We start from the raw sequence: 16374 nt of genomic DNA, 5'->3' as shown, positions 1-16374 counted from the left end.
AGTCACCCATTTCTGAAATTTTGTGAGCGGCTATTTGCTGTTGAGCCGGGAAGAACAGCCAAAGGAATGGCAAGCGCCTACCTGGCTTATCCCATGGCCGAGCGCCATGAGAAAAGGATGGTACGTGAAAAGCTTCGGGAGTTGCGCCGTCACTATGCACTAAGCCTGCCAGAGCGGTTGGATATATCCCGCAAGAGTTTGGCAAACATTGTGACTTATGCGGGACAATACGTTCCTTACTACCGGGAGTTGTTTAAAGAGTATCACTTCAACCCTGATAAGTTGGAAAAAGACACCGCATACCTTAACGATCTTCCTGTTCTAACCAAAGATATTATCCGGGAACAAGGTGAGCGGATGTTGTCACAGTCGCTTGCAGAGCTGCGTCATTATGGATGTAAAACCGGCGGCTCAACCGGCTTATCAGCCGTAATTTATTACGACCAATCTTCAGCGGACTATTCATCTGCAGTGACACAGTTTTGCCGGGAGCAAGTTGGGAACACCAAGAGGCAACCGGAATTACACTTCGCCTGTCGATTTCCGGATGTTGACTACGATAAATGGCCAATCAAGGAAGACTTCAAATGTTTTGCTATGAATCGTTCCAATATCTTCTTTGATCGCCTGGATGATGCAGGGCTCCAGGAAATATGGGCCACAATGCAGCGCCGGCACCCCTATATGGCGCATGCCCACCCATCCACCATGTATGCACTGGCCTGTTACATTGAGCGGACAATGGGAACAGCAAAAGCGTTCGAAGTGTTTGAATCCAGCGGCGAGCTGATGGAAGACTATCAGCGTCAGAAAATCGCTCAAGCTCTTCAATGCCGCGTCGTTAATCGATACGGCTTGGCGGAATTGGGGGTCATGGCGTATGAGGTCGCAGCGGATAGCCCGGACATGCGCGTGCTGGAGTCAGAAGGGTGGCCGGAATCCCGCCAGGGGCCTCAGGGTCATGAATTGATTTTTACCGGCTTCCGAAACCAACTGATGCCGCTGATTCGCTATCAAACCGGCGATCTGGCGGAAGTCGTTCAGGATTCTTCCGGCTACTATCTTTCAAATATAGTGGGACGTATTCACGACGTAGTGAATCTTGCGGGCGTTGATTATGCCACACATACGATACAGGATATGTTGGATCATCGTGTCGGCGGCATCCAGGAATTCCAGATTGATACACGAGGGGCCAAGCCTTTACTGAAAATTGTGCCGGAATCCCATGCTGATCAAAACGAAATATCGCGCAAGGTTGCTCAATACTGGGGCACTGCGTTTGAGCTGGATTTTGTCGGGCATGAAGATTTTGTGAGGGTAGGCCGTCATGCTAAATTTCGCCATGTGGTGACGGCATGATCCGGGTATTGGCAGCAGGCGACAGTAGCGAAGCACAAATGCTGGTGACAGCGGCATTGGGCCGATCAACACCCTCCGGTTTGATTGTAGAGGTATCAGCTTGTGAACTTCTGAAGTCGCATAGTCAAAGTCATCAGATCTGGGTGATTATAAATCCCCTTGCTATCTGGACAGCCTCAATCATTTCCTTATTGGAAAAAGCATCGAACAAAATATTGTTATTGGGACGATTGCCTGAGCCGCTGACGGATGCGCTTGAGCTACAGAATAGCGGGCCAGTTTCATCGCTCAATGAGGCAGCAAAGGCAAAGCCAGCTGATACATTTGGTGAATCAAACAGTGACGCGCGTGTTGTTTATCTGAACCCCATCGGCAACCAATTCTCGCCTTTAGACGTTCGCCATTTTCAACGTTACGATTTTATGGATGAATGGAATAACCTGGGATACGGTAGCATTACCACAGAGGGCTCGGTCTGGTCTCTATCTTCCTGTCATATTGCACAACTAAAAAACCAGATAGCGAATGTCCTAACGGACGGTGGCACGCAAGCAACCTGGTCTGCCCTATGGGATAGTACTGGTTCAGTGTTGTGGTTTGCCCGGTCTGTCGGCCCTATTGATTCACAGGAATGGCGCTTGGTTGAAAGCTGGCTGGCGAATTATCGCTGTGACGAGTTACCCTGCGTACCGGTGATCCGGGAAATTCCCGCAGGTTACGACTCCGCCGTTACCATGCGCCTGGATTGTGATGAGGATGTAGAGTCAGCCAGACCACTCTGGGAAACTTACTGTGAACTCGAAGTGCCATTATCCCTTGCCCTGCATGCAACGGTACTTACAGACCCCAAGCACCATAAACTGCCACTTGATGTGCTGGGAAGCGGCGGTTCGATTCTTTCCCATACGCTCACACACGCTCCTAACTGGGGTGGCAGCTACGAAGCCGCACTGCATGAAGGTGCCGAATCAAGGGCAGTTATAGAGCGAGCAATCGGACATTCCGTTCGGTATGCCGTTTCACCGTTTCATCACACACCGGAATATGCCAGAAAGGCCCTCGCCGATGCAGGTTATGAAGGCTGTGTAGGCGGGATTATTAATTGCGACCCCGATTTTATGACTGCTCGTTCGGGCGTTCCGGTTGGACAAGGGAGTGGCTTTATAGGATTTGCCCAGCAATGCATGTTGCATGGTGACTGTATGCAGGATAGTGAAGACCCGATCAGAATTTTCAAACAAGCATTCAGTAGCGCAAAGCAAAGTGCACAGTTTTTCGGATTTCTGGATCACCCATTCTCAGAGCGGTATCAGTATGGCTGGGAATCGGAAGTACAGCGTACCGAAGTGCATCGTAGCCTGATAGAAAGCATGCGTAAATCGGGTGGCAATGTACTATTTGCCAGTATGGAAGATGCATTTGATTTTCTAAAAGCAAAAGCATCGGTGGCAGGGGTATATGAAAACGGACAGTACCAACTTAGTACCCCGCAAATTGCGCCGGCAAGTTGGCAGATTGAGTGCGAATACCGGAATGAGCGGCAGGTCATCGGGGCCGGAGGGTGCTTGCTGTGAAAGTGCTCGTGATATTTGGCACACGTCCGGAAGTCATCAAGCTCGCACCTGTAATATTGGAATTACAGCGTAGGCTGGAGCAGGGAGTTGAACTCCTTACCTGCTTGACCGGTCAGCATAGGGAAATGGCTTATCAAGCCTTATCCGTGTTTAAAATAACCCCCGATGCGGATCTAGACCTCATGCAGCCGGGTCAGACTCTCCCCGATCTTACAGCCCGTTTGATGACGGCCATCTCAATGGTGCTGGAAACACATAGACCGGATGTTGTTGTGGTGCAGGGTGATACCAGCACCGCATTTGTGGGCGGTCTCGCCGCTTTCTACGCAGGAATCCCTGTCGCTCATGTGGAAGCAGGCTTACGGACTGGCGACATGCAAAGTCCATTTCCGGAAGAAATGAACCGAGTCATGTTGTCCCGGGTTGCACGTTGGCACTTTGCTCCAACCGAACGAGCAGCAAACGCATTGCTTGAAGAAGGAATTGATAAAGCTGATGTCTTTATTACCGGAAATACGGTAGTTGATGCGATCGGTATAGTGAGGCAACAATGGAATCCAGAAGCTATCCAAAAGCGTCTGGGTTTTAATGTCGATCCTGGTAAGTGTGTTTTGGTGACGACCCATCGTCGAGAAAATTTTGGCGAAGGATTGCAGAACATATTAGGTGCAGTAACGCAATTGGCAGTGGAATATTCTGAGCTGACTTTTGTGTTTCCAGTTCATCTGAATCCATCTGTACACGACAAAGTGCATAAGGCTTTGGCAGGTATACCCAATATCAAGCTGCTTGGTCCCATCAACTTTGAAGAAAGCCTGTATCTACAGTCCATTAGTTGTCTGATCCTGACCGATTCTGGCGGTATTCAGGAAGAGGCTCCGTCGTTTTCCGTTCCTGTAATTGTCATGCGCGAGCACACGGAGCGAAGGGAGGGGGTTGATGCTGGCTTCGGAGTGCTTGCGGGCCAGACTAAGTCTGATATTTTGAATGCAGCGCATTACTGGTTGTCAGATTGTGCCCGTCGTGACACTTTAGCGGAACTGGATAATCCTTATGGTGATGGAAGGGCTGCGCTTCGAATCATAGATATTCTTGCGGGAAGTTCTGATACCTATGAAGAGTAAGGATGTCATTTTATTTTCGACTGCAGACTGGGATACGCCGTACTGGACTAATAAGCAGCATACTGCGGTTCATTTGGCAAAAATGGGCTATCGTGTATTGTACGTAGAAACTGTGGGGATTAGGCCGCCGAAGTTGAGTTCTGGGCGGGATATGACCCGTATATTCAAGCGGTTGTGGCGATCTTTCAGAGGACCTAGTAAAGCTCGCGAGAATGTTTGGGTTTTATCACCATTAACTGTTCCTTTTTTCCACGGATCGGCTTTTATTTCAATGTTGAACACGTGGTTACTAAAAGCTTTTCTCAACGTTTCGCTCTTGATACTCCGCTTTAATTTTCCTCTTATTTGGACCTATCACCCTTATATGCTTGACGCTATAAAAGGTATTCAATATAGCAAGATAGCTTACCATTGTGTTGACGACTTATCAGCTATTCCGGGAGTAGATATAGAATCGTTTAGGACTTCTGAGCGTAAATTGCTTGAAGCGGTTGACGTGGTTTTCACTACAAGCGAAAAGCTAACCCAACATTGCAAGCAATATAGTCATAGTGTTCATTTTATGCCGAATGTGGTTGATTACGAGCACTTTGTTAATGCGCGAGATGTGCAAATGCTACCGGAGGACATTGCATGTATTCCTTCACCTAGAATTGGCTATGTTGGTGTGCTTTCGAACTTTAAGGTAGATTTTAAGCTTGTATATGAAGTTGCAGGTAGGCGGCCTGATTGGCATTGGGTTTTCATTGGGGAAGAGCGCGAAGGCCAGAAGGATGAGATGATTCAGCAATTGAAAGCATTACCAAACGTCCACTTTCTTGGGCGCAAGAGTTATGAAGTCTTACCAAAATATATGGCGGGGCTCGATGTTGCAACATTACCAACGCTGATAAATGATTATACTTCTTCAATGTTCCCTATGAAATTGTTTGAGTATTTGGCCTCTGGGGTTCGGGTTGTATCAACGCCGTTGCAATTGGGTGGCGTTGAATATCTCGATGTTAAGGTCGCCAGCGACACTGATAGTTTCTGCACCTGTTTGCTGCAGCAGATTAAAAAAGGGAAAATTGGTATTCAGGAGTCTAGGAGTCAGGTTGGCGCGAATACCTGGAAAGCTAGAATTGAAAAGATGATGAATTTACTGAGCGTAAATGTTGGGCCAATGTATTAGGTTATGAATATTAATAATATACATAGAGTGAATGTGATTTCCTTTTGTATTTTGGCAGGAGCTTTCTAAAAAGATGATTCGATCAGATTTTTGCGTTCGGGCGATATCAGGTTCTGATCCCAATGTGTATCAACTATTTTCTTCAATTAAAGATCGAGTAGAGAAAGAAGCATTTATTTCGGTATGGAGTGGAGTTCATCTTAAAAAGTTAATAAATATTTCACATGCAGCCAGAACATTTTTGAACGCTCGTTCTGACAATTTTCCAACATTAACAAATTGTGAATTAATTATTCATCGGCTCCGGGGTGATTTAAATGAAAGTTTCGATTTGGATACCGAATCAGGTCTTGGAGGGTTTCGAAGCTGGCTGGATTATCGGGGTGTAAAGGAAATCCCATCTTGCGCACAAGCGGATATAGAACAAGAAGCTTATAGATCAGTATGGAGCTCTATCAACCTAAAGAAGTCCGCGACTATCTCGGCTGAAGCGAATGCGTTTCTCAGTATCAACTCTGAAAGGTATTCTCTATTTACAAACCGGGAAGTGATTGTCCATGAAATAAGACCGGATTTGAGGCAAAGCTTCGATCTAAATCTTGATGCAGGGCAGAGCGGCTACCGAGCTTGGCTAGATACCCGGGGTGCAGCGGAAATACCTTTGAAATTACGCGCTGTAACGGATTCCAGTCAGTTTTTACAGGCAGATGAATATGGGGTGGATTTACTCTCCTTGCTTGGGCGTTTGTTAGGGGTCGAGTCCCAAAGTAGTGCTATGGATCAGGCTTTGGAGCAATTGCGGGGACCGCTCCGTCAGTGGCTTTTGGTTACAAACGACCGTGTTGAAGCGGAAGCAAACCTAGCGATTTGGTTTGGATTAAAACTAGCAAGGAATGTGGCATTGTCACAGCACGCAGCGAAATACCTTTGTTTGAAAGTTGTGCAAATGCCAGGTTTGCTAAATTGGCAATTGATTTTGTATAAGCTGGATTCGGAGCTGCATAAGGAATACGACCTCGGAACAAAGGAAGGTATTTCTCAATATAGTCAATGGCTAGGGGATGCCCGAATCGCAGAGGATTTTTCTGCATTATTAACAAATAGGTCTCAAGTTGTCTCCAGAGAATACGGGGTGAATATTATAGGCTTAGGTAACAGGACGCTTGGAATTGGCGAAGACGTCAGATGCGTAGTGAAATGTCTCGAACTGGCCGAAATCCCCTTCTGTGTTATTAACTATCCAGAGGAATCCTCTTCTGATAAAAACGATGAGCTGAATTCGGATTATATTAGAGCAGAGTTAATATACAATATCAGTATCTTTGTGATGCCTGTTAACGAAGTTTTACGCTTTTTTCTAGAAAAGGAATCTTTGGTAAAAGGGCAATATAATATTGCCTACTCACCTTGGGAGCTCCCATACATGCCGGAAGAGCATTTGGCCGTTTTTAATGTGGTTGATGAGCTCTGGTGCTCTTCTCAATATATTCAGTCAGGTGTCCCAAGTAAATTCCAAAATAGAACAGTATTATTGCCATTAAGCTTCAATTTTACACAACTGAGTCAGAGTGCCACAGTTAAGAAAAATAGGGCGTTCTCTTTTCTATTTATATTTGACTCGCTATCTTTCCCTTCCCGCAAAAATCCGCAAGTGGTGATAAATGCCTTCAAGCAGGCTTTTGGGCAGAATTCTGATGTTAAATTGACCATCAAAACCATGCATTTGGAGCGAATCTCAGCCAAGGTTTCCAGGGAAATAAGCGCCATGGTTAAGGATGTTCAGAATATTAACCTTATCGATTCGGTTTACGGAAAACAACAGCTCGTTGATCTGATTGCCAGCCACCACATTTTTGTGTCAGCTCATCGAGCAGAAGGCTTTGGGCGTTTGTTGCCGGAAGTTATGCATTTGAAAGTCCCCTGCATTGTCAGTAATTTTTCAGGTAATACTGATTATTGCTCGGAAGATAATTGCATATTCTTGGATGGTCATTTGGTGCCGGTAGGAGATGAATACCAGTTTTCCGATGATAGGCAATATTGGTTTGATGCCGATCTAAACGATCTATCAGAAAAAATGTCACTGAGCATGAATCAATACGATGATTGTAAGAAAAAAGCAGAGCAGGCAAAAATGGATACAGAGAGGCTGGGTATAGAAAATATGTATCCTGAACTTGCGAGACAAGTAGATAGAATACAAAAAACTGTTTTTGGTTTGCCGTCAGCAGGCAGTCGCTTAACTTGATATGAGCGGACTAAGCATACAGTCCCAGTAAACGCGTACGATGAGTAGAGTGTGATGGAAAAAGAAATTCAAAAACGATACATAGACGAACTCTTTCGTAACCGGGGAAAGAGTCAGTGTTACGAATCGAAGATGAAAGAACCGCATATCCAAGCAGATCAGGTGGCACGCCTTATAGCTTTTTACCTTCCTCAATTTCATACGATTCCTGAAAATGATCGCTGGTGGGGTGAGGGCTTTACTGAATGGACCAACGTAACAAAAGCGATTCCTCAGTTTCTTGGTCATTATCAGCCGCGATTGCCTGATGCGCTCGGGTACTACGATTTGAATCACGTAGAGACATTGAAGAAGCAGGTTGATCTTGCTAAATGGTATGGGCTCTATGGATTCTGTTTTTACTACTACTGGTTTTCAGGGCGGAGGGTTCTTGAAAAGCCGATTGCTAATTTTTTGAGACACAAAGAAATTGATTTTCCATTTTGTATTTGCTGGGCAAACGAAAATTGGACTAAGACCTGGGATGGCCTTGAAAACGATGTTCTGCTAAAACAAGAGTATACTTCATTGGATCCGGAGCAGTTTGCAATGGATGTTTCACCCGTTTTGAGGGACTCAAGATATATCAGGGTTGATGGAAAGCCGTTGTTAATTATCTATCGGCCAGCCATCATACCTAATTTTATGGCTTGGCTGGATATTTGGAGAGAGGTCTTCGCTCGGGAGGGAGTGGGTGAGGTTCTGGTCTACATGGTACAGGGTTTCACTCAGTACGACCCTAAGCCCTGGGGATGTGATGGGGCCATAGAATTTCCGCCCCACAATATTGGTTTTGGCTCAGAGAATACAGCAGCAAACCATCACGTTATAAATCCTGAGTTCAGTGGTGAAATAGTAGAGGCGGCCACCATACTGCAAAACGCGCGCAAAAACGAGTCAATGAAAGGTGATTACCGTTGGATACGTGGCTGCTGCCCATCGTGGGATAACGATGCCCGTAAGCCAGGCAGAGGATGGACTTTGTCTGATTCTACTCCTGATCACTTTTATGAGTGGCTTAAATACATTGTAGGTGAAGGCGCTCCATCTAAAAATCGTAATAAAGAAAATCTTGTCTTTGTTAACGCCTGGAATGAGTGGGCGGAAGGAGCACATCTGGAGCCAGATAGGCGGTACGGGTATGCGTACCTGAACCGTATTGCCAAAATTTTGAAGGGGTCTTAGTTTAAGCATGAAACGTCTTCTTTACATTTGCCATGATGCGCATTTTCATGGGGCGCAGCTGCTATCACTTTCAATTATTAGCACGTTGAAGCAGCAGTTTGGCTACTCAGTTACTACAGTCCTGTTGAATGATGGGGAGTTGAAAGAAGAATTTGAGCGATGCTCAGACGTTATTGAGTATTGGTCATTGGGATATAGGGAGTGGGTAAAATTTCTTGCTGATGCAAGAGCGAAATCGAACGTCTGTGTTAGTAATACAGTAGTGTCGGGGCGGGTTATTAACGATTTGAAATCTGCGGGCTTCCGTGTCACCTCTTTAATTCATGAACTGCCTACATTGATACGAAGCTATGAGCTTGGCGCCGTGGCAGCGGACATCGGTCGTTTGTCAGACGTGGTAGTCTTTCCTGCTGAATATGTTAGGGATAAGTATCTGGAGTATTTTCAGATAGAGAAAGAAATAGTGATACTTCCTCAGGGCTTATATAAGAAGCCTGACCGGTTATCAACTGAATCCAAACTTGAGTTACGTGCTCGCCTTGGAATTCCAAAAGGCGCAAAGGTTGTCTCTGGAATCGGCTTCGCGGATATCAGAAAGGGCGTGGATTTGTTTGTCCAGGTCGCATCCTTGGTTTCGAAGTCTAGTGACTTATTTCATTTTATTTGGGTGGGAGAGCTGCATCGTGAAATTCGTGAATGGCTCATACATGATATCAATATTCTTGGCGTGGCGGATCGGGTTCATTTTGTAGGTAAGCAAAAGAGCGTGGATAGTTTCTACGAGATATCTGACATAATGCTAATGACTTCCAGGGAAGATCCTTTTCCGAGTACAGTGCTGGAAGCTATCAGTCATGGGGCCTATGTTATAGGTTTTGAACATGCCGGTGGTGCCGAAACTGTTTTAAGAGAGGGTTGTGGTGAGACTGTGCCTTACCTTGATGTTGCTGCTATGGCCAATGTTGTTTTAGGTAACGAGTGTAATCACGATCGTGCTCAGCTCATCGAATATGCTCGGCAAAAGTTTGATTTTCAGGGTTATGTACTGGACTTGCTTAAACGTGCCTATGGTGGGCTGTCTATAACCGCGATAGTGCCAAGTTATAATTATCAGCACCTTATATATGATCGCTTGCGGTCGATCGTGGAGCAGTCCTTTTCTGTAGATGAGATCATTGTGCTCGATGATTCATCTACGGATAATAGCCAGGTAGAAATACAGAGGTTTGTTGAGGAATATTCTGGCCCTATTAAAATCAAGGTGGATCTTGCGTCTGATAATTCCGGCTCAGTATTTTTGCAGTGGCAGAAAGGTCTGAAAATGGCAAGCGGAGACCTGATCTGGATTGCTGAGGCCGATGATGTTGCAGATCCCTCCTTTATTGAGAATTTGGTACCTAGTTTTAGCGACAAAGACGTCAGATTGGCTTATTGTGAATCGAAACAATTGGACTCCTCAGGTCAAGAGATTGCGCCTGACTATCGTGCATATACAGGTGAAATTGATGCGAACCATTGGAAGCAGTCATTCGTAAATGATGGCGTAAATGAAATCAAGCGATTTATGTCTGTAAAAAATACTATACCAAACGTTTCGGCAGTACTGTTTCGGCGGCCGGATAGTGATTGTTTTTTTTCAGAGGTCAATAAGTACCGAGTTGCGGGTGATTGGGTTTTTTATCTACATCTTTTGAGCGAGGGAAAAGTCGCCTATGTCGCTGATTCGCTCAATGGGCATCGTAGACACGACGCCAGCCAGACATCGACCTTAGCCAAGGATGATCATTTCTTCGAGATAAGTGATGTCCAGGATTTAATTCGTGAGCGCTTTGGTGTTTCACCTGTGATCGAAGAAAAAATAGCCGGATATCGTGAATTTCTTCGCGAATATTTTGGTTTAACCCATTTGGTCAGATAGTTTTTCATTGCAGAGTTATCGCGTACAAATGAATCAATTGGCGTTGTTCAGCAGATATTATCCCTGTAAAGCAAAATGAACGTATTAAAGAGCGTGATTTGACGCTGTAATATGTTTAGTTTTACGTCCGGGTGCTGGAGCATGATTAGACATGGGGAGTAGGAGTAAAGAATGGTTGATGAAATAATTAAGAGAGAAAGCGGATTTTGTGATTGTTGTAAGTCTGAAGTTACATTTGAATCATCCCAAGTCTGGCTCAGAGATTACTATCTGTGTAAGAATTGTGGATGTATTCCAAGGGAGCGTCATCTTGCGTATGTAATCGATCAATGCGTTCCTAACTGGGAAGAGCTTGTTATACATGAGTCATCACCTGTTTCGAGGGGTGTATCTAAATTGTTAAGAGATAAGTGTCCAAACTATATCACCAGTCAATTTTGGCCCAAGGATAAACGTAGTGAGATCAATGGAGTTCACAACATAGACTTAGAATCACAATCTTTTGCGTCAGAATCGTTTGATTTGGTGGTTACTCAAGATGTTTTTGAGCACTTGCCTCGTCCGGATCTGGCCGCAAAAGAAATATATAGAACTTTAAAAGCCGGAGGGTATTTTATATCCACGATACCCTTAGTTAACAAGTTTTCTTCAACAGATCGCTGGGCAAATTTAGTCGATGGGGAAGTACAATTTGTAGGTGAGCCAGAATTTCATGGTAATCCAATCGACCCTAAAGGATCACCTGTGTTTTGGCATTATGGCTATGATCTGGCGAACGAGCTATCTAGATGGGCTGGCTTTGTCAGTATGATAGTCAGTAACGTTATTCCAGGTCGAGGACTTGAAGCTGAATTTAATGAGGTGGTTGTTTGTAGAAAGGGGCGATAACTGTTTTGTTTTTAGTGCCCTATGCAGCTACCCCAAGTGACGTTTTACGGTTTATCTTTAGCTTGGAAGTAATAGAAACTTGATCGGAGGAAATGGAGTTTTTTCGATATAAGGTGCTTGTTTTTTGTGGCGTCAATAAATACAAAAAGGCGATCGAATGTTAGCCTGTTTACGGATATAAGAGTTTAATAATGATTGGAATTATTGGTATTAGTCCTTCTAGGGTGTCGCAGAATTTTGGGCTAAATGCATGTGAACTATCGGGCAAGAATTTCGGAAACCTGCTTTTTACTGAGTCTGTTTACCGTCAAATAAACACAGAATGTAAGCATTTGGGTTTTGAATTTTCTCGTCGACTTGACGGCGTGGAAAAAATTGTTATACCCGCAGCCAACTGGATTAGCCCGAAATTCAAATTTGATGGTTTGGTTGAGCAACTTGAAAAAACACAAATACCCGTGATGATGTTAGGTGTTGGTATACATGATATGAATACATCCATGGTCAGTGATATTCCTCAATCAACAGTAAGACTATTAAAGCTGATTGAAGAGCGGTCGCCAGCACTGTCGGTTAGGGGAGAAAGAACGGCAGAAGTATTAAATAAGTTAGGAATTAAAAAGGTTGTTGTAACCGGTTGCCCATCGATGTTTTACCACAACCAGGTTCCTTATATCGACGAATCTCGATTACAATCTCCACTATCAATTGGTTTGTCAGCTACACGATATTCTGATGATATTAGCTGCGTTGAGCATGAAGTATTGCAGCGTGAACTTTATAAGCAGATTCGCTCGGATGCGGTCAAATTAATGTATTTTCAGTCGGAGCAGTCGGAGCTTGCTATATTAGATGGTATTGCGTCCTCGTGTGATGAGGTCAGATTAGCTAAGTATTATGATGAGGATGTAGATAAGATTCTAGATAGGATTAAGATAAAGGGGCGATATCATACTACGGTTACAAATTGGATAGCGGATTCTAGAAGGTTAAGTGCGTACTTGGGTTCGCGCATTCATGGGGCAGTGGCATCTATTTTGTCGTCAGTTCCACCTTTACTTCTTACTCATGATGTTAGGACTGAAGAGCTAGCAGCAGCAATGGGCGTCCCTTCTTTAGAAATTTCCAAATTTAATTTTTCAGCTGATTTAGAAGGTCAGATCCTTGAGCATATGGATTTGTCGTTGTTTTACCCAGCAGCAAAATCTAATATTAAAAAGTTTATGTCTTTATATGAGGCGATGGGCATCCCCCATAATTTAAAAAATCAAATTAGTGGTCAGTTTATGCCATATGATGCATTTATTGAATAAGTCCTATGCTCTTAACTTCCCTCCTTTCTTTTCTTTGTAAAGCGAGCAGGGTTCCAGCAATTTTTTTAAATTTAGCTATAGTCTTCTGCTGGTTAGTCATGGTTGTGGCTTTGTAGGAGTTTAGGTCTTTTCTGATTTTTATTTGGCATTGAGTTTTTGTATTTCAAATTTCGAATTTTTGGAATATTGCAGTGAGATATGATTTGGGAAGTCTCCCTTGGTTTGGTCGCTTTCTGCGGCTCTTGGAATGGCCGTGTTTATTGCCTCGCGGTTAGGTGCGCCATCGGGTTGTGTCCCTATAAATTTATAAAATGAACCTGGCTTTATTTGAATGAGAGTAGTCTTAGATTTCCAAGCTTGCCAGTCTGCTAGCCGCTATCGAGGTATAGGCCGAGGCTCCTGGTCATTGATGATCGGTATGGCGAAAATTTTGTTAGACCGTGATCATGAAGTTATTTGCCTGTTGAGTAATGGCCTGGAGCAAGGATTGGAGCATTTGTCAGCGGATATTTTAGAGTTTGCACCTGGTGTGCGGATAGTGTGCTTCAATGTGCCGTCGCCTTGCGCGGCGTACGACGAGTGTAATGCTTGGAGGCAAATGGCGGCACGAATGCTAAGGGAACAGGCTATTGCCTGTCTTGAGCCAGATTTTGTGCACATTCCTGCTTTATTGGCAGATGGCTGGGGTGATGATGCAGTTGGATCTATTGGTGAGCTTGGAGTTTATGTCCCTGTATCGATAACCCAGCATGATCTTATCCCGATGGCAATGTCTGAATTGTATATGCCACCCGGTCGGTTTCACGATTACTATATGAAAAAGCTTGAAGGTGTTAAAAGCGCTGCGCTTTTTCTTGCTATATCTGAGTATTCGCGTCAGGAAGCGATTAAGTTGTTGGAGCTTCATCATGGTCAAATCGTCAACATTTCGTCTGCAGCTGGCTCTGTGTTTTTGAACCAGCGACATAATGAAACGATTATGCTGGAAGCATTGAAAAATTTGGGTCTATCTCCCGGATTTCTACTCTATGTTCCCGGTGGATTCGACCCAAGAAAAAATATGCAGAGGCTGCTTAAGTCCTATGCTTCGCTTCCGAGCAGTTTGAGAGATAAGCACCCATTGGTTGTAGGGAGTAAACTGGAGATTGGTATCCGTGAATCTTTAGAAACTTACGCACATGGGGTGGGGCTCGATCAAACTCACTTCATCCTCACTGGGTATGTTTCTGATGAAGACCTTGTTCATTTATATCGAGGTTGTCTTGCATATGTGTTTCCGTCTCTTCACGAAGGCTTTGGCCTTCCTGTACTCGAAGCCATGGCTTGCGGGGCAGCTGTCATAGCATCAAATAGGACAAGTATCCCTGAAGTGGTGGGCCTTGATGACGCATTGTTTGATCCATACTCAGAATCTTCCATGGCCGCCAAGATGCGAAAGGTTATCGAAGACCCGGTGTTCAGGCAATACCTTAAGAAGCACGCGGGTGTGCAATCAAAAAAGTTTTCTTGGGGCGCAAGTGCAAAAGTTGCGGTTGATGCAATTGAAGACGCGCATTCTCAGTTGAAGCAGAGAGGTTGGAGCCCATACCCTAAAGAGAGCTTACCCTCCTGTGACGAGATGCTAGAAATTCTTCATCGTCTTGATTTGAGCGTCATGCCCGATGCAAATGATCTATTAACATTCCGCATGTGTTATCAGAACAACCTCAAGGAAGTTCAAGCTTGAAAATATATTTCTATACATATCCAGTCGCGTTTCAGTGTCCGGGCGGTGGCGAAATCCAGCTATTGAAATCCAAAGAGGCTTTAGAGCGGCGGGGCCATGAGGTGGTGCTGTTCGACCAATGGCAGCATTCGCTGGAGGATGCTGATGTGGTCCATCAGTTTTCTGTTCAAGGTGGGGTTTATAATTTGTGCGCTTACGTGCAGGCCCAAGAGATCCCTTTGGTACTTAGCCCAATACTTTGGTTATCCGAATATATAAGTCAGTATCCGATGTCAGAAATTTCCTTTATGACCAATGCTGCAGACGTCATTTGCCCGAATTCTACGGAAGAGGTTGAGCGATTTATAAAGCATTTCGACGCGCCTAAAGAAAAATACATCGTCACCCATAATGGTATAGACCAGGGATTTTTCGAGCCGGTACCGGGTGACCTTTTTCGTCAGGCATTTGAGGTGGAGGGGGCCTTTATATTGTGTGTTGGTAATATCGAGACTAGAAAAAACCAAAGAGCACTGCTTGAAGCCAGTAAATTGGTCAATATTCCTGTCATTCTTGTGGGGAATATCCGGGATGCTGAATACTTTAAAAAGTTAGAGTTAGACTTTGATGGTGGTTTCCGTTATATAGGCGTCATCGAGCATGACAGTGATTTGTTAAAGTCTGCATACGCAGCCTGTGATGTATTTGCGTTACCCAGTTTGCTTGAGACTCCAGGCTTGGCTGCCTTGGAAGCCGCAGCATGCGGAGCTAATATCGTTATTACTCAAGAAGGGTGTACTCGGGAATATTTTGGGGATATGGCACTGTATGTTGATCCTAAAAATGTTGACGATATTGCGCTTAAATTGGGCTTATCAATGAAGCGTAGTACGCCAGGTGCGGCAGAGTCTGTCTTGAGGTATTCTTGGGATTCAACTGCTCTTGAGTTAGAAGCAGCTTACCAGCGTGCTATTGCAAGTAAAAAAGGGTAGGTATGCGGTTTCATAGGCTTGGGGTGGGGCACGAAGTAATTTCCGCAAAAGAACATTTTTCGATCGGTTTCGGTTGGTGGTAACAGGTGGAGTTAGTTCAAACAGCATAGTTATAAGTTGTTAAAGCAACGGGAAAATTTGATGAATGTAATCACTCCAGGAATATCGATTGTAATTAGAACGCTCAATGAAGAGCGGTTTTTAGGTGATTGCTTGTCTGCTATTGAGAAACAAGTCGTTGATTTGCCTTTAGAAGTAATCGTTGTAGATTCGGGGTCTGTGGACCGGACTAGAGAAATTGCCACAGGTTTCGGCTGTATTTTAGTGAGCATTCCTCAAGGTAGTTTTACTTTTGGTCGCTCATTGAATATAGGGGTTGCCAAAGCTCAATATGAATATGTCATCTCGATCAGTGCGCATTGTGTACCTGTAGGAGCTAACTGGCTGGAGAATTTGGTAAAGCCTCTGAGCCGTTCAGCTGCTGAGTTGGTGTACGGTGCTCAGAAAGCTTCAATTACCAGCCGTAGTTCAGAGATTGGTTACTTTTCAGATCGTTTCAGAGGGCAGTGCGGCACCAGGTCAGAGCCAGAGTTTAATAACGGGAATTCTGCTTTCTTGAAAAGTATATGGAGCATTAGAGGTTTTGATGAGGGGTTGCCTGCTCAGGAGGATGTAGAGTTTTCCCAATGGCATATGAAGAACTCCTCGGCAACACTATATTATTCTTCTAAAGCGACCCTGTAAATAATTCTGTGTAACTGCAGGGTTAAATATAATCCTTCAAACGGTCTTCGAACAGAATCATAAATCGGTTTAAGGCCGTTTTCCAATTTCTTATGGGCATCGTCCATTTTT

The 16374-nt window shown here is 44.4% G+C and carries 12 protein-coding genes; all 12 read left to right on the top strand.

The features are described 5' to 3' along the window. The first annotated feature begins 66 nt into the window (after positions 1 to 66). The gene (locus FT643_RS16610; protein ID WP_198043622.1) at positions 67 to 1362 is read left to right on the top strand and encodes a phenylacetate--CoA ligase family protein; all 1296 of its coding nucleotides are present in this window, start codon (positions 67 to 69) and stop codon (positions 1360 to 1362) included. Next, positions 1359 to 2936: a polysaccharide deacetylase family protein gene (locus tag FT643_RS16605; protein WP_156872546.1), complete on the top strand. Its 1578-nt coding sequence runs from the start codon at positions 1359 to 1361 to the stop codon at positions 2934 to 2936. Before FT643_RS16610 ends, FT643_RS16605 begins: the two co-directional genes overlap by 4 nt. After that, a complete protein-coding gene (wecB, locus tag FT643_RS16600; RefSeq protein ID WP_317622048.1) occupies positions 2933 to 4060 on the top strand; it encodes a non-hydrolyzing UDP-N-acetylglucosamine 2-epimerase in 1128 nt (375 codons plus the stop codon). The genes FT643_RS16605 and wecB overlap by 4 nt, the downstream gene beginning before the upstream one ends. After that, complete coding sequence (locus tag FT643_RS16595) at positions 4050 to 5231, top strand: glycosyltransferase (RefSeq protein ID WP_156872545.1); 1182 nt, start codon at positions 4050 to 4052, stop codon at positions 5229 to 5231. Before wecB ends, FT643_RS16595 begins: the two co-directional genes overlap by 11 nt. 73 nt (positions 5232 to 5304) lie before the next feature. Further along, the gene (locus FT643_RS16590) at positions 5305 to 7479 is read left to right on the top strand and encodes a glycosyltransferase (RefSeq protein ID WP_156872544.1); all 2175 of its coding nucleotides are present in this window, start codon (positions 5305 to 5307) and stop codon (positions 7477 to 7479) included. A gap of 54 nt (positions 7480 to 7533) precedes the next feature. After that, positions 7534 to 8703: a glycoside hydrolase family 99-like domain-containing protein gene (locus FT643_RS16585; protein WP_232340286.1), complete on the top strand. Its 1170-nt coding sequence runs from the start codon at positions 7534 to 7536 to the stop codon at positions 8701 to 8703. Between the two features lie 7 nt (positions 8704 to 8710). Next, positions 8711 to 10621, top strand: coding sequence for a glycosyltransferase (locus FT643_RS16580; protein WP_156872542.1), 1911 nt, complete (start codon positions 8711 to 8713; stop codon positions 10619 to 10621). A gap of 171 nt (positions 10622 to 10792) precedes the next feature. Then, positions 10793 to 11509, top strand: coding sequence for a class I SAM-dependent methyltransferase (locus tag FT643_RS16575; RefSeq protein WP_156872541.1), 717 nt, complete (start codon positions 10793 to 10795; stop codon positions 11507 to 11509). Between the two features lie 191 nt (positions 11510 to 11700). Next, positions 11701 to 12822: a polysaccharide pyruvyl transferase family protein gene (locus FT643_RS16570; RefSeq protein WP_156872540.1), complete on the top strand. Its 1122-nt coding sequence runs from the start codon at positions 11701 to 11703 to the stop codon at positions 12820 to 12822. A 409-nt stretch (positions 12823 to 13231) separates the two neighbouring features. Beyond that, on the top strand, positions 13232 to 14548 hold the full coding sequence (locus FT643_RS16565) for a glycosyltransferase family 4 protein (protein ID WP_232340285.1): 1317 nt from the start codon (positions 13232 to 13234) through the stop codon (positions 14546 to 14548). Next, positions 14545 to 15519 (top strand): glycosyltransferase, encoded by a 975-nt coding sequence (locus tag FT643_RS16560; protein ID WP_156872538.1) that lies wholly within the window; start codon positions 14545 to 14547, stop codon positions 15517 to 15519. Before FT643_RS16565 ends, FT643_RS16560 begins: the two co-directional genes overlap by 4 nt. A 141-nt stretch (positions 15520 to 15660) precedes the next feature. Continuing rightward, the gene (locus FT643_RS16555) at positions 15661 to 16263 is read left to right on the top strand and encodes a glycosyltransferase (protein ID WP_156872537.1); all 603 of its coding nucleotides are present in this window, start codon (positions 15661 to 15663) and stop codon (positions 16261 to 16263) included. Positions 16264 to 16374 lie beyond the last annotated feature (111 nt).

The sequence above is a fragment of the Ketobacter sp. MCCC 1A13808 genome, from assembly GCF_009746715.1.
In the GTDB taxonomy this organism is placed as follows: domain Bacteria; phylum Pseudomonadota; class Gammaproteobacteria; order Pseudomonadales; family Ketobacteraceae; genus Ketobacter.
The sequence above is the reverse complement of the archived record's forward strand: the minus strand, read 5'-3'. Positions and strand labels throughout refer to the sequence as shown.

Bases quoted from the DNA above. Each gene is read 5' to 3' on its own strand.
- FT643_RS16610 (WP_198043622.1), top strand. From the start codon at position 67: ATGGCAAGCGCCTACCTGGCTTATCCCATGGCCGAGCGCCATGAGAAA.
- FT643_RS16605 (WP_156872546.1), top strand. From the start codon at position 1,359: ATGATCCGGGTATTGGCAGCAGGCGACAGTAGCGAAGCACAAATGCTG.
- FT643_RS16595 (WP_156872545.1), top strand. From the start codon at position 4,050: ATGAAGAGTAAGGATGTCATTTTATTTTCGACTGCAGACTGGGATACG.
- FT643_RS16590 (WP_156872544.1), top strand. From the start codon at position 5,305: ATGATTCGATCAGATTTTTGCGTTCGGGCGATATCAGGTTCTGATCCC.
- FT643_RS16585 (WP_232340286.1), top strand. From the start codon at position 7,534: ATGGAAAAAGAAATTCAAAAACGATACATAGACGAACTCTTTCGTAAC.
- FT643_RS16580 (WP_156872542.1), top strand. From the start codon at position 8,711: ATGAAACGTCTTCTTTACATTTGCCATGATGCGCATTTTCATGGGGCG.
- FT643_RS16575 (WP_156872541.1), top strand. From the start codon at position 10,793: ATGGTTGATGAAATAATTAAGAGAGAAAGCGGATTTTGTGATTGTTGT.
- FT643_RS16570 (WP_156872540.1), top strand. From the start codon at position 11,701: ATGATTGGAATTATTGGTATTAGTCCTTCTAGGGTGTCGCAGAATTTT.
- FT643_RS16565 (WP_232340285.1), top strand. From the start codon at position 13,232: ATGATCGGTATGGCGAAAATTTTGTTAGACCGTGATCATGAAGTTATT.
- FT643_RS16555 (WP_156872537.1), top strand. From the start codon at position 15,661: ATGAATGTAATCACTCCAGGAATATCGATTGTAATTAGAACGCTCAAT.